This is a genomic window from Oceanobacillus sp. FSL K6-0127 (assembly GCF_037983385.1).
In the GTDB taxonomy this organism is placed as follows: domain Bacteria; phylum Bacillota; class Bacilli; order Bacillales; family Amphibacillaceae; genus Oceanobacillus; species Oceanobacillus profundus.
Window position 1 is genome coordinate 704,342 of the sequence record NZ_CP150287.1, and the last position, 14,719, is coordinate 719,060.

At 38.9% G+C, this 14,719-nt stretch carries 13 protein-coding genes; 12 read left to right on the forward strand and 1 reads right to left on the reverse strand.

All coding sequences use genetic code 11. From position 1 onward, the window contains the following. The first annotated feature begins 94 nt into the window (after positions 1-94). The 9 genes from MHH64_RS03445 to gndA all read left to right on the forward strand — a co-directional run bounded on the left by MHH64_RS03445 (position 95) and on the right by gndA (position 10,108). Positions 95-859 carry an ABC transporter ATP-binding protein gene (locus MHH64_RS03445; protein WP_340003254.1) on the forward strand — a complete coding sequence of 255 codons (765 nt, stop codon included), beginning with the start codon at positions 95-97 and terminating at the stop codon, positions 857-859. Then, positions 828-2,732 carry an ABC transporter permease gene (locus MHH64_RS03450; RefSeq protein WP_340002672.1) on the forward strand — a complete coding sequence of 635 codons (1,905 nt, stop codon included), beginning with the start codon at positions 828-830 and terminating at the stop codon, positions 2,730-2,732. The genes MHH64_RS03445 and MHH64_RS03450 overlap by 32 nt, the downstream gene beginning before the upstream one ends. Positions 2,733-3,246: 514 nt before the next feature. Continuing rightward, a complete protein-coding gene (locus MHH64_RS03455) occupies positions 3,247-4,050 on the forward strand; it encodes an AraC family transcriptional regulator (protein WP_158586290.1) in 804 nt (267 codons plus the stop codon). Between the two features lie 39 nt (positions 4,051-4,089). Then, complete coding sequence (locus tag MHH64_RS03460; protein ID WP_118890053.1) at positions 4,090-5,049, forward strand: ABC transporter substrate-binding protein; 960 nt, start codon at positions 4,090-4,092, stop codon at positions 5,047-5,049. A gap of 29 nt (positions 5,050-5,078) precedes the next feature. After that, positions 5,079-6,086: an iron ABC transporter permease gene (locus MHH64_RS03465; protein WP_340002673.1), complete on the forward strand. Its 1,008-nt coding sequence runs from the start codon at positions 5,079-5,081 to the stop codon at positions 6,084-6,086. Further along, entirely contained in the window at positions 6,079-7,110 is a 1,032-nt protein-coding gene (locus MHH64_RS03470) for an iron ABC transporter permease (protein WP_340002674.1), read from the forward strand. Before MHH64_RS03465 ends, MHH64_RS03470 begins: the two co-directional genes overlap by 8 nt. 29 nt (positions 7,111-7,139) lie before the next feature. Beyond that, the gene (locus MHH64_RS03475; protein WP_340002675.1) at positions 7,140-7,901 is read left to right on the forward strand and encodes an alpha/beta hydrolase-fold protein; all 762 of its coding nucleotides are present in this window, start codon (positions 7,140-7,142) and stop codon (positions 7,899-7,901) included. 145 nt (positions 7,902-8,046) lie between these two features. After that, positions 8,047-8,199: a small acid-soluble spore protein O gene (sspO, locus tag MHH64_RS03480; protein WP_340002676.1), complete on the forward strand. Its 153-nt coding sequence runs from the start codon at positions 8,047-8,049 to the stop codon at positions 8,197-8,199. A gap of 499 nt (positions 8,200-8,698) precedes the next feature. Then, a complete protein-coding gene (gene gndA / locus MHH64_RS03485; RefSeq protein ID WP_095313461.1) occupies positions 8,699-10,108 on the forward strand; it encodes an NADP-dependent phosphogluconate dehydrogenase in 1,410 nt (469 codons plus the stop codon). 354 nt (positions 10,109-10,462) lie between these two features. On the opposite strand, the gene MHH64_RS03490 is transcribed toward gndA, so the two are convergent. Continuing rightward, positions 10,463-11,629, reverse strand: a complete 1,167-nt coding sequence (locus tag MHH64_RS03490; protein WP_118890058.1) for an ROK family protein — start codon at positions 11,627-11,629, stop codon at positions 10,463-10,465. 193 nt (positions 11,630-11,822) lie between these two features. On the opposite strand from MHH64_RS03490, the gene MHH64_RS03495 reads away from it, so the two are divergent. The 3 genes from MHH64_RS03495 (at position 11,823) to MHH64_RS03505 (ending at position 14,712) form a co-directional block, all read left to right on the forward strand. Next, positions 11,823-12,725: a LarC family nickel insertion protein gene (locus tag MHH64_RS03495; protein WP_340002677.1), complete on the forward strand. Its 903-nt coding sequence runs from the start codon at positions 11,823-11,825 to the stop codon at positions 12,723-12,725. Between the two features lie 21 nt (positions 12,726-12,746). Continuing rightward, on the forward strand, positions 12,747-13,157 hold the full coding sequence (gene mgsA, locus MHH64_RS03500) for a methylglyoxal synthase (protein WP_095313456.1): 411 nt from the start codon (positions 12,747-12,749) through the stop codon (positions 13,155-13,157). 292 nt (positions 13,158-13,449) lie between these two features. Continuing rightward, positions 13,450-14,712 carry a lactate racemase domain-containing protein gene (locus MHH64_RS03505; protein ID WP_303449539.1) on the forward strand — a complete coding sequence of 421 codons (1,263 nt, stop codon included), beginning with the start codon at positions 13,450-13,452 and terminating at the stop codon, positions 14,710-14,712. Positions 14,713-14,719: the final 7 nt, after the last annotated feature.

Genomic DNA, 14,719 nt, shown 5'->3' on the forward strand with positions numbered 1-14,719 from the left:
CATGAATGTAAGGAAAATGAAAGTTAGAGCGATGTTTAAATTCCCCATTTTCTTTTACACTGTATATAAGAGGAAAGGGGATTTTGAATTGGATATATTAAAAATTAAAAACTTAAGCAAGGTATACGACGGAAAAGTAGCCCATAAGGCATTAACAAATATAGATTTAACAATTGAAGAAGGAGAATTCGTAGGAATCATGGGGCCTTCTGGGAGCGGGAAATCAACCTTGCTCAATCTGGTAGCAACAATTGATCAGCCAACCTCGGGGAGCATTATGGTGAATGACAAGGATCCGTTACGAATGAAGCATAATGAGCTAGCGATATTTCGGCGCAGGGAGTTAGGCTTCATTTTTCAGGATTTTAACTTGCTGCCTACATTAACGGTAGAAGAGAACATTGTTCTCCCGCTCACGCTTGAGGGTGTTCGCGTGAAGGAGATGGAGGAAAGGGTAGTGGCTGTTGCAGAAAAGCTTGGGATTACGCCAATCTTGAAAAAACGGATTTACGAAATATCAGGTGGACAGGCGCAGCGAACTGCCATTGCCAGGGCAATTATTCACCGTCCTAAGATGGTTTTAGCGGATGAACCGACAGGTAATTTGGATTCGAAATCTTCCCGGACTGCAATGGATATGATGGAGAAAATCAACAAGCAGGATAAGACAACGATGATGATGGTAACACATGACCCCGTAGCAGCAAGCTATACAGAGCGAGTTGTTTTTATTAAAGACGGAAAGCTGTTTAACGAAATTCATCGCGGGGATAATCGCCAAGCTTTCTTCCAAAAAATTATTGACGTGTTATCGCTGTTGGGAGGGGATGCAAGTGACCTTTCGTCAATTCGCGTTTAATAACGTTTTACGAAATAAGCGTATCTATGCAGCATATTTCCTAAGTAGTCTTTTTTCGGTACTCGTCTTTTTTGTGTATGCAATCTTTGCTTTCCATCCAGGATTATCAGCGGTACACCCAGCTGTGTCCAAGGGTCTTCACTTTGCCGAAGGGATTATTTACGTATTTTCCTTTATCTTTGTCCTTGTATCGATGAGTGCCTTTTTACACTCGCGAAAAAAGGAATTCGGTCTAATGGTGATGCTCGGCATGACAAATCAGCAATTACGCCGAATGGTCTTTTTAGAGAATATACTAATTGGCTTTTTAGCAACGGCTTCAGGAGTAGGGCTAGGGCTCGTATTTGCTAAACTGTTCTTGATGACAGCAGAAACAGTCCTGGATTTAAAGGAAATGCTGGATTTTTATATCCCGTGGCAAGCTGTTGTTTTAACATGTGTTGCTTTCTTGTTCTTATTTATTGTCATTTCCTTCTTTACAGTCATGATATTAAAAGGAAATAAATTAATCGACTTGATTAAAGGAAGCTCAGCACCTAAGAAAGAGCCTAAAGCTTCTGCTGTCCTTTCGATATTGTCATTCCTTTTATTAGCAGCTGGCTATGCAATTGCATTGGCAGTAAGCGGAGCGATGGTCGTTGCTGCAATGATACCTGTTACGATTATTGTTATTATCGGCACGTATTTTCTTTTTACCCAGTTAAGTGTATTTATGATTCATCAGCTAAAGAAACGCAAACTCTTGTTTTGGAAAAAGACAAATCTTGTCCTGTTTTCTGACCTGGCCTATCGAATGAAGGATAATGCTCGTGCCTTTTTCTTTGTAGCGATTGTTTCAACTGTTGCTTTTACTGCAATTGGCAGCCTTGTAGGTTTTCGCTATATGTCTACGACTTCAATGGTAGAAAATACACCATTTGCAATGGATTATGTCTCAAAATACGATAATGACGATGAAGAAGAGCATATTAAGCTAATCGAATCAAATTTAGCTGATTTCCCTTATACAAAGGTGGCTGTTCATATCAAAAAGGTGTCCATACCTAGCTTGGCTAGTGAGTATGTTCCTCTTACAGGGATTATATCGGAGTCTGAATACAATGAGCTCGCTAAGGAAGCTGGTCAACAAGACCAGCAGCTTGAACTGACAGATAATCAGACAATCTTCCTTTACTATCAAAATTCTACCTCTGAAGCAACAGAGCATGTGGAGAGTATGGATCTAGAAGTTGATGGTAAAGAACTGAATCAGATTTCAAATCAGGGTTCAAATCTGATTCGAACGTATGATGACTACCTTGTAGTAGATGATCAATTCTATAATGATATAGAAGCAACCGAATCAGAGAGTTATTATGGGTTTCAAGTGAAAGATTGGAAGGCTACCGGAGAGGTTGGTGAGCAGCTTCTCCAGGAAATGGATGTAGCTGAAACAAGCGGATATGGAGAGGATTTTCGCTATGCTAGTCTTGGCTATGATTGGATGGAGCTAAACCAGGCATTAGGTGCCACGTTATTCATTGGATTATTTATCGGTGCAGTATTTTTTGTTGCTGCGGGAAGCTTTTTATACTTCCGTTTATATGCTGATTTAGAAAATGAGAAACAGAAATTTGCTGCGATTAGCAAAATAGGTCTTACGGATAAAGAATTATCCAAGATATTAACGACTCAATTAGCTTTGTTATTCTTTGTTCCAATTGCTGTGGCAGTCATTCATGGGGCAGTAGCTTTAACTGCACTGCAAAATATGTTTGATTTCAGCTTGTTTAAGAGCTCAGCTCTCGTTTTAGGAAGCTTTAGTCTTATTCAAATTGTTTACTTTATAGTTATTAGACATAATTATATCCGAAAAATAAAAAGTTATTTATAAAGTGAAACTTCATTCAGTGGGGGTTTCCCTTCCTCCCCACTGAATGTTAGTTGAACAGAATCAGGAATTTATGGGCTGTTTATCCCCCGCCTTTACATGTTTTTGGTTCCCTTATGCATAGAGGCGGAGGTGTTACAGCCCGTGAATGCGTGATAAAAAGGAACACGGGAGAAGTGCTTATCTTCTCTTGTGTTCTTTTTTACTAGATAAAAAGATACGGGATAACGCAGCAAAAATCTATTTTTACCAGGACAAACAAAGGCAAATGGATTTTTTACATACAATGGATAAAAAAACACAAAAAAACTTTGCAAAACTCCATGTACAAATAACGAAAATTTGCTATTATTTTAATTGAGGATGATTATCATTATCATCATGTTGCTAGTGTTTAAGAAAAGGTTACATATGGCTGGGTTAATTTAAAAGAGTTTTCCGCATATTAATTGCATATTGTGTATCCCATAGGATTATTTCCCTGCATCTGAAGGAGTGGGTAGGAGATATGACAAATATGGAGCAAATAAAAGAATTATATACAACAGCTCCACTATCCTTTGTTGATATTATTACGCAAAAGGTTACATATACAAATTCAGTCCGAACCATTTTTACGAATGAAAAATTAAGTGGGTTGGTATTCCCTTTAAGAGGAAAGGCACAATTTTCAATTGATGGGTTGACCTATGAAATTGAACAAGGATCCATTTTACATGTAGGGCCTAACATGGAGATGAAGCGCACGGCTGAGAATGACGAAGTTTTTGAATATGCAGTGATTCACTTTGAACTTTCGAGTGAATCAGCAAATCGATTTCCGATTTTTAGGGAGCACTTTATGCTTCGGATTGGCGATAGTATGAAATTAAATAATCGTGTTCAGCAGCTTATGCAAAACTTCCTAATTCCTGGTGGTTTGGCATTTTTACAATCGAAGCGGTTATTTTTAACGATTTTGGCAGAGATGATTGTGGCAAGTGAGAAGACGGATTTAGAAAAAGCAGAAAATATGGATGTCATTATTCAGTATATGCATCAATTTTTTCCGAAGGGGATAACCGTTCTACACGTTGCAAAGCATTTTCAGATAGACCGCAGGAGACTATCGTCTTTATTTGAAAGACAAATGGGTGTTAGCCCAAATATGTATTTAACCGACTTGCGGATTCAGAAGGCGAAGTTATTGCTTCGCACCTCTAATCTATCAATTGCTCATATTGCTGAAAGCATTGGTTACAGAGATCATTTTTATTTTAGCAGAGTTTTTAAAAAGGAAACTGGATTATCCCCCACTCTTTACCGGAGGCATTTGGGATAATAATTCACTACAAAATGAATCTAAAGGGAGCGTTACGATATGAAGCTAAAATCACGGTTATGTATTCTATTATTTATTAGTCTGCTTGCATTAGGCGGATGCAATACAGGGGATGCGTCGAAGGAATCGGAAGCATCCGTGAACGGGGGAGAAAAGAGTGAATCGGACACACGGGAGATTACCTATTTAGGAGAAACGTATACGGTTCCTGTCGATGTGGAGCGCATTGTCATTACTGGTGCAATGGAAGCGATGGAAGATGCTACGGCATTGGATGTTGAGCCTGTAGGGGCTATTACGCTTGGCGGAGAGTTCCCAGAGGTATTTAAGGAATCGATGGGGCAAGCAGAATCAATTGGGGAGAAGCAAGAGCCTAATTTTGAGAAAATATTACAGTTGAAGCCCGATGTTATTTTGGGAACAACTAAATTTCCGGAAGAGGTTGTAAGTAAGCTGGAACAAATTGCTCCAACCATTTTAGTTTCCCATATTTCAACAGATTGGGAGGATAATCTGCTGTTAATGGGAGCGCTAAACGGAAAAGAGAAGGAAGCTGAAACATTATTGAGTGATTACGGTCAGCTTGTTGATACGGCTAAGGCAGATCTAGCAGAGGATTTCGAGGATAAAACTGTTGTTGCAATTCGCGTTCGGGCGGGTAAAATGTTTATTTATCCAGAAGACGTCTTCTTCAATCCAATTTTGTATAGTGAGCTGGAATTAAATGCTCCAGAAGCAGTAAAGAACGCTAAAGCACAAGAGGAAATATCGATCGAACAGCTTGCCGAAATGAATCCTGACTATATTTTCATGCAGGTACAGCAGACAGGAACGCAGGAGAATGAACAAGCTTTTGAGCAATTAAAACAAAATTCGATTATCCAAAATATCGATGCATTTAAAGAGGAACAAGTCTATGTAAACATCGTTGACTCCTTATTAGAAGGGGGATCCGCATTCAGTAAAAGTGAATTTGTGAAAGCATTAGAGAGTAATTGAGATTACAGGAGGAAATAGGGGTAACGTGCATGTCTAGTATCCGAAATAAAACGATTCTATTACTGATTAGCATACCAATTGGTCTCGTGATTACAATATTTTGTTCGGTTATGTATGGTGCGAACACCTATAACATATCGACCGTTTTTGAGGCTATCTTCCATGCTGATCTTTCTAATATGGATCATCTGATTATTCGCACGTCCCGTATTCCGCGTGTTATCGGGGCTCTGTTAGTCGGACTGTTTATAGCCATTTCAGGTGCATTAATGCAGGGGATGACGAGGAATTATCTCGCATCCCCTAGTATTATGGGAGTTTCAGATGGATCCATTTTTGTTATTACGCTGAGCATGATATTTTTACCGAACACAACACCATTGACATTAATTATTTTTTCGTTTATTGGGTCTGTTCTAGGTCTATTATTTGTGTTTGGAGTTGCTCGTTTAATACCCAATGGATTGTCTCCCATTTCTTTGGCCATCATTGGGACGATTCTTGGTATGTTCCTGAATGGCGTTTCCCAGGCGCTTGCTACATATTATCAGGTTTCACAGAATATTAGTTTTTGGTATAACACAAGGCTGCATCAAATTGACCCGCTTGTTATTAAATGGTCAATTCCTATTGCAATCATTGGGCTCCTTCTGGCATTGGCGGTTAGCAAAGCAATTACAGCAATTTCTTTAGGAGATGAAGTCGCCAAAGGATTGGGAATTAAACTGATGAAGATGAAATTACTAACAATACTAAGCGTAGCAATTCTAACCGGTATTTCGGTAGCGATGGTTGGGAAAATAACATTTATTGGGTTAGTTATCCCGCATATCGCCCGCTTTATTGTAGGAGAAGATTATAAACGGATTATTTTTTTTGCTGGCATACTAGGGGCGTTTTTCTTAGCTTGGGCAGATATTATCAGCAGGGCAATCAATCCGCCATTCGAAACTCCAATTGGCGTCGTAACAGCCTTAGTCGGTGTCCCGTTCTTCCTTTATTTAATTCGAGTAAAGGGAGGAAAACAACATGCATAAACGTAGGGAAAATCGGCGTTTTATTCGAATATTTTTGTTGGGAATCGTGTTCACCATTTTCATCATGTATATGAGTTTAGCAACTGGCATATTTGATCTAACGCATTTGGAAATCATCCAGACTCTCCTGGGACTTGATGCCCTCTGGGAAAATCATCTTGTTATCTATGAATTTAGACTGCCCCGTATTGTGATTGGTGCATTTGTCGGATGTGCTTTAGGAATGGTAGGTTCTGTTTTACAAGGTGTAACAAAAAATTACTTAGCAGATCCAGGCATTTTAGGAATACAAGCCGCAGTTGGGTTTTCTGTAGTTTGTTATATGCTTATCGTTCAAAGTAATGTAACTGGGATGAGCGAGCTGTCTATCATTAGTATGTCCCTGTTTGGTTGGATTGGGGGCATACTGGCTGCTATCTTTCTCTTTTTGTTTTCAATGAAGCGAGGGGAAATCGATCCAAGACGGCTGATCTTAGTCGGGATTGCGCTGAATGCTGGATTCGGTGCACTTACCCTTTTTGTATCATTAAAGATGAACCCGCAAGATTTTGAAATGGCAACAGTTTGGCTATCTGGAAGTATTTACAGTGCCTCTTGGGAACAAATTTATTCGATGATTCCATGGTTTATTCTGGTAGTCCCGCTTTTTTTGTCGAAGGCTCGTATATTGAACCTTTTACAGCTTAATGAGATGACTATCATTGGTTTAGGAATACGGGCTAACCGAATCCGTTTCTTGCTTCTTTTAGGAGCGGTAGGATTAATCAGCTCCTCTGTGATTGTCTCTGGGAGTATTGGTTTTGTTGGCCTGATTGCTCCGCATATAGCAAGACGCTTGGTAGGAATCCACTATCCATACATATTGCCAATTAGTGGTCTGACTGGCATGCTATTGGTTGTGGTGGGAGATTGGATTGGCAGAACCATCTTTGCACCTGCTGAATTGGCTGTAGGAATAGTCATATCCATAATTGGTGTTCCATATTTTATATATTTATTAATGCGTTCAGCGCGCAACGTTTAACATTATGAAAAAAGGGGGGCAGGTAGACTATGCAACACGAATTAATACAGACATTTCGACATCCGATATCTGATATATCTTATCAAGTAAGCATATCGATTCCTACTGATCGTGCTCCTAAGGAAGGTTTCCCGGTTTTATATGTTTTGGATGGAAATGCATATGGAACGTTATGTAGAGAGATTGTAAAGATACAGTCCAGGCGCGCTGAGAAGACGGGAGTATCTCCGATGATTATCGTTAGTATAGGATACGCTGTAAATGATATTTTCCCTTCTTTAAGAGTATATGATTTTACACCTGCATCAGATGCTGCGTCCCTTCCGCCCAAGCCAGATGGTGCATCATGGCCAACGCATGGTGGGGCAAAAGAATTTCTCGATTTTTTAGAGACGATTGTTCAGCCATTTGTATATCAGTCAGCTCCTGTTAATCCACATAATCAAATACTGTTTGGCCATTCATTAGGTGGGTTATTTGTTTTAAATACGTTGTTTGAACGTCCCAATTTATTTCGGAATTATATTTGCTTTAGTCCATCCATTTGGTGGAATGACAAGGAGATTTTAAATAAGGAACGAGCGGATTTTCTCATGCATGATCGAAATCTGTTTATAGCTGCGGAAAGAACGGAGAAAATGGATATGCACGAAAATGCCTTCCTCCTTTTTCAAAGGCTGCAAGTAAATAATCCAAGAGCTGTTGCTTTTCGTTCTCCCACGGGAGAAAACCATATGTCGATTGTTCCTACTGTTTTAAGTGATGCGCTTCGTTACTTATTTAGCCGTTAGCAAAAGCTACAAACGTCGCTAGCTGCTTAAATGAAACGAAAGTAATGATTCAGGAAGGTTGAAATCTCTGAATGCCTAGAAGAAATTAGAATCATACATACTATCATCCAGATGTGGCACCATAGAAGCATGGAGGTGCTTATCTGTGAGCAAATCAGGAAACAATAAACGTGAAGTCGTAAGTGACAAGCATGCAGTAAGAGAAAAGCTATCGACTGAATTTGACCATGAATTTGCTAATGAACCATTAACAGCAGAAGAAAGACATAATAATAAAAAAACGAAGAAACGACAATAGTAAAAATGACACTTCTTAGGGAAATCCCGGGAAGTGTCGTTTCTTAATGAATTTTGGAAAGATATGTACACAAAAAAGGGTAGCTATCCCTTGAATATTAAACCGGTTACATATATTATAAACATATAGCAATCAAATAATTTGTTGAACAAACAAACTATTTGATTTTTTAAAAAATTATTTTTATATGCTTTTGCTGTTTCTATTTATAATAGTCTTCATGCATCGTTTACATCAATTTCCCAATGTTGGGGATTGCTATAGAAACAAAAGCAGTATTCTCTAATAGGTTTAGTTTCATCAGGGCAAATGATATAATATACAACGAAAAGGATAAATTTGAGTTGCTATATTGAACAAATCGTTCTAAATGAGTGAGTAGCTCGATTTTAACATCTAGTGTTAGAGGTATAGTCTTGACTAAGACTAGGTGTTAGGAAAAGTTTATAGCATATTGTGTAATGGTTTTTAAAATAAAGGTATAAAGGAAGGTAATAAGATGTCACAACAACAAATTGGTGTTATCGGTTTAGCGGTAATGGGGAAAAACTTAGCTTTAAATATTGAAAGCAGAGGATATTCTGTAGCAGTATTCAATCGTTCTTATGAGAAAACAGAGGACTTTCTTCAGAACGAAGCACAAGGAAAAAACTTTGTTGGAGCCAAAACCATTGAAGAGTTTGTGAATTCACTAGAAACGCCTCGTAAAATTCTATTGATGGTTAAAGCAGGAGCGGCAACGGATGCAACAATTGAATCTTTACAACCTTACCTAGAAAAAGGCGATATTCTAATCGATGGTGGAAACACGTTGTTTGAGGATACGATGCGCCGTAATAAAATGCTTGATGAAACAGGTATCCACTTTATTGGAACAGGGGTTTCTGGTGGAGAAGAGGGGGCTCTAAACGGCCCATCTATGATGCCTGGAGGACAAAAAGAAGCTTATAAGCTTGTTGCACCTATCTTTGAAGCTATTTCTGCGAAAGTGGATGGAGATCCATGTGTCACATACATTGGACCAAATGGTGCTGGGCACTTCGTGAAAATGGTACATAATGGAATTGAATACGGTGATATGCAATTAATCGCAGAGGCGTATGATATTTTAAAAAATGTACTTGGCATGGATGCTGGGGAGCTGCATGAGGTATTTACAGAGTGGAACAAGGGTGAGCTTGACAGTTACCTGATTGAGATTACTGCAGATATCTTTACGAAAACAGATGACGAAACAGGAAAGCCTCTAGTAGATGTCATCATGGATAAAGCGGGACAAAAAGGAACTGGAAAATGGACAAGTAAAAATGCGTTGGATCTAGGTGTTCCACTACCACTTATTACGGAATCTGTATTTGCACGATTCATTTCTTCCTTGAAGGATGAGCGTGTAAAAGCTAGTGGTGAACTATCTGGTCCAAGCGTACAAAAACACGAAGGTAATCGCAAAGAGCTAATCGAAGCGGTTCGTAAAGCACTATATATGAGTAAGATTGTTTCCTATGCACAAGGATTTGCACAAATGCGTGCAGCATCTGAAGAGAATGGCTGGGATCTTCAATATGGTGATATTGCGATGATCTGGCGTGGAGGCTGTATTATCCGTGCAAACTTCCTGCAAAAGATTAAAGATGCATACGATCGTGAACCACAACTAGCTAACTTGATGCTAGACCCATATTTTAAAGAAGTTGTGGAGAACTATCAATCTGCCTTACGTGAAGTTGTTGCTTTAGCAGTACAAAACGGAATTGCTGTACCAACATTCTCTAGTGCAGTTGCTTACTACGATAGCTATCGTACAGCTGATCTACCAGCAAACTTAATTCAAGCGCAACGTGACTACTTTGGTGCACATACGTATGAACGCAAAGACAAAGAAGGTACGTTCCATACAAATTGGTTTTAATAATTCTGTACATCTTATAATTTAAATACCTAAGCCCTTCATACTCTGTGTGAAGGGCTTTTTCACGGTTGAAAGTTGGATCATTGTGTTACGAACAGACCGAGAGTATATCTCACAGCTGGAACTCGAAACATTTCGCTCCAATACGAGACCGTGATAGACAATATTTCAGCCGCGTATCCCTTCTTTTTTAAACAACCGAGAAAATAAATTCGGGAATGCGTGCAAGAGCAAGATTGAGGGATGGAAACTTATCATTATATAAAAAATAGAGTGTAAAAACCTCGAAAGATTTCCACACTCTTGACTAGCTCCTAACAATTAAACGCTAATAAACCAGATTTATTACCAAAGTTAGTTTTCGCCGTTCTTAAAACTAACTTCCTGTACATCGAGAAAATTTTGAATTGCAAGTGCACATGCGCCTTGAACGATTGCGTTTCTACCTAAATCAGACAGTACAATTTTACGATAAACACTCACAGAAGATTGGAGGTTATTTTCGATTTCTTCAATAGCATTCGGATATAAATGTAATAGTTCACTGTTTAAAACTAATGTCTCTGGATTATAGGAATTAATCATATTATTGAGTCCGATAGAAACATAGCTGATAAATGTCTTCATCTCTTCACATGTCGTCGGATCGTTTTCTGCTATTAACCGTTTCAGGTCTTGGTGTGTTAAGTTTGGACGATCAAGCTTTTCAGCAAGACTTGAAAACACAGCAGGTTCGGCTGCATAAAGCTCCCAGCAGCCATGATTTCCACATCTGCAAGCTTTTCCAAAAGGAGAAATAATCATATGCCCAATTTCACCAGCATAACCATCATGGCCTTTAACCAAATTGCCGTTGTGCATGATTCCAGCTCCAATACCAGAACTAAGGACAATGGCTAATAAATTGTTGCTATGATGATGCTTGTATACTCTTTCAGCATAGACGGAAAGGTTGGCAGTATTTTCAACAGAGACATCGACATCTATTTCCCGTTCTAAATCTGACTTTAAGTCTTTGTTTCGCCATTGATATCTAGGAACAAAAAGGATGGATTGATCATTATTTACAGTACCATGAACGCCGATTATGGTTTGGACCAAACCATAATAACAGTCAGCATATTTTTGCTTGTATTTTTTAATCTGTTTGATTAGAATGTTTACGACTTCTTCATAAACTTCGGTGTCAAGCTTTGTAGTATTAGTTTCAATTTTATTCCCTTGAAGGTCGGATATTCGGTATTGAATTTCTTTGTAGTCAAGGTCAATTCCAAGTACATATCCAGCTTCTCCATTAATGGAAAGCATGATTGGCCGTCTTCCAACAGCATTATGTTCCTGCTGTGTTTCACATACGAGCTTTTCTTCAAGTAAATCAACAACCTGAACAGAAATGGTTGCCTTATTTAATCCAGTAATCTTGGAAAGCTCGGCCCTGGATATAAAACCGTGTTCAATTATTTTTTGTAAAATGATACTTCTGTTTATCTTTTTGATGTAAGCTCCATCGCCTGTAACCATGATGTTTCTCCCCCTTTGTCATAACGAAATGAGAATTATGTATAAAAACATGTTATTATTTGTTTAGTAAACAAATAATAAATCATTGCAAAAAAAATAGATAGCTGCCATACTATTGTGTTCGGTTGAAAAGGCTTTCAAAATGTTGTGCGCTAATAGTAATTCTATTATAACAAAAAAAGGAGATTTTGGAATGAAAATTCTATATTTTGATTGTTTTTCTGGTATAAGTGGAGATATGACGATTTCATCATTAGTTGATGCCGGTGGGGATCCGATTCATTTAGAGAGTGAATTGAAAAAGCTGGGCATGGAAGATGAATATCAATTAAAATGGAATAAGGTTGTTAAAAATGGTATCACAAGCACGAAGTTTGATGTTGTACTTTTAAACGAAGAAGGACATCACCACCATCATAGTCATGGACATAATGAGGAAGGACATCACCACCATCATGATCATGGACATAATGAAGAAGGACATCACCACCATCATGATCATGGACATAACGAAGAAGAGCATCACCACCACGCAGACGACCATGGCCACCACCACAGCCATGAACATCATCATGCGCATGACCATCGCTCCTATAAAGATATTGTAAACCTGATTAAAAGAGCGGAGTTTTCGGAACCAGTAGAGGAAACTGCATTAAAGATTTTTAGAAAAATTGGTGAGGCAGAAGGGCGTATTCATGGGATGCCACTAGAAGATGTCCATTTTCATGAAGTGGGTGCAGTAGATTCTATTATAGATATTGTTGGGACAGCTATACTACTCCATCAGATGGAAATCGATTTGGTTATATCAGCTCCAGTTCCAGTGGGAAGTGGGAAAATACGTATTGACCATGGGATATATCCAGTACCAGCACCAGCAACTTTAGAGATTTTGCGTGGTGTACCAATTGCTGCCAGTGAGCTGAGAGCAGAATTGACAACACCAACTGGAGCGGCAATTATTGCAGTTTTAGCGGAGGAGTTTGGTAATATGCCGACGTTGAAAGTTGATGCAATTGGATATGGTGCAGGAACCAAAGCATTCCCAGAACATCCGAATGTATTGCGTACCATTGTAGGTGAGAGGTATTAACATAAGAAATGAGGGATAACGATGAAAATAGCATTGATTGCTCATGACAAAAAGAAGACAGATATGGTTCGATTTACACAAGCTTATAAACACAGTCTCCAAAAGCACGAGCTGTATGCAACTGGTACGACGGGAATGAAAATAGCTGAAAATACTGGGCTAACTGTCCATCGTTTTCAGTCCGGGCCACTTGGTGGAGATCAGCAAATCGGCGCAATGATTGCAGAAAACAAAATGGATATGGTTATATTCTTTCGCGATCCACTTACTGCTCAACCACATGAACCAGATGTTTCAGCATTAATGCGTCTTTGTGACGTATACGCTGTCCCGCTGGCTACCAATATGGGTAGTGCTGAAGTATTCATTCACGGCTTAGAGCGGGGCGATTTACAATGGCGTGAAATTATTGAGGACAATCAGGGCGAGTAATAGCTAAATGAAGGTTTATATCAGTTAATCAGTTGACTGTAAAAAACCTTCATGTTATGCTTTTTATATAATTAGTTTGGCGGACAAATTAATTAAAGTGCTTTTTGAAAGGGATTACAAAAATAGCTTGCAGTTAGTAAAGCAAGAGTGGAACGAGAAATCAATCTCATGTTTTACCAAAGAGGAGCTTTCACATAGCATACCAAAAGGGTAATCCTTTGCTTGCTAGGGAATTATAGTATGTAGTTATTTGTTATAGATAATTTTACAGTGAAATGGAGTGAATCGCTTTATGGGTATTTTGCAGGAGCTGCTACAGGATATTCCTGTACCGAAATTGGCAAAAGTAAAGCAAACGTTTGACAGCACAAAAGAAGAAGATGTTGCTGGAACATTACAGGCACAGTTAGAACAGGTCAAGGATACCGTCAAACCGGGCATGGAAATTGCTATTGCAGTTGGTAGCCGAGGGGTGGATCGACTTGTTGATTTAACTGCAGTAACCGTTAAGTTTCTGCAAGATTTGGGAGCGAAGCCTTTTATCGTCCCATCTATGGGTAGTCATGGGGGAGCGACAGCAGAAGGGCAAAAAGCCGTACTGGAGCATTTAGGTGTTACAGAAGAAGCAGTAAATGCAGAAATTCGTTCTTCCATGGAAGTAGTAAAAATCGGGGAGCTTTCGAACGGCTTACCAGTATACATTGATAAACTTGCGTCACAAGCTGATGGTATCGTTGTCATTAATCGGGTCAAACCACATACTGCATTTCGAGGTCCAGTAGAAAGTGGCATCATGAAAATGATCAGTATTGGTCTTGGAAAACAAAAAGGTGCAGAGGCTTGTCACCAGTTAGGCTTTAAGCATATGGCTGAGCATGTTCCTGCAATGGCTAAAATGACAATGGAAAAAATGCCAATTATATTCGCTGTAGCGACAGTTGAAAATGCCTTCGATAAAGTGGCAAAAGTGGAAGTACTTCGCCCAGAAAACATTGAATCAAGAGAAACAGAGCTTCAAAAGCTTTCGAAGCAGCTGCTGCCGAAGCTTTTCTTTGATGAAATTGATGTACTCATTATTGATGAGATTGGTAAGAATATCAGTGGAGACGGGATGGACCCGAATATTACAGGTAGATATCCGACACCATACGCACATGGCGGACCAGATGTATCCAAAATGGTCGTTTTAGATGTAACACCACAGTCAGAAGGAAATGCTAATGGGGTTGGTACAGCAGATTTTACAACTGAGCGACTAGTAAACAAGATGGATAAGCATGGAACATATGCAAATGGTTTAACTTCTACGGTTGTTGGACCGACACATATCTCAACAACGTTGCCGAATGATAAGATGGCGATTCAGTCTGCGATTAAAACATGTAATATTCTTGATTTTACTAAGGTGAAATTAGTTAGAATCAAAAATACGTTAGAAATAAGTGAAATTGAAGTATCCGAAGCATTTCTTGAACATGTGCAGGAGCATGAGAATTTAGAACAAGCTTCAGAGCTATATGAATTTGATTTTAATAAAGAAGGTAACTTATTTTAATACATTA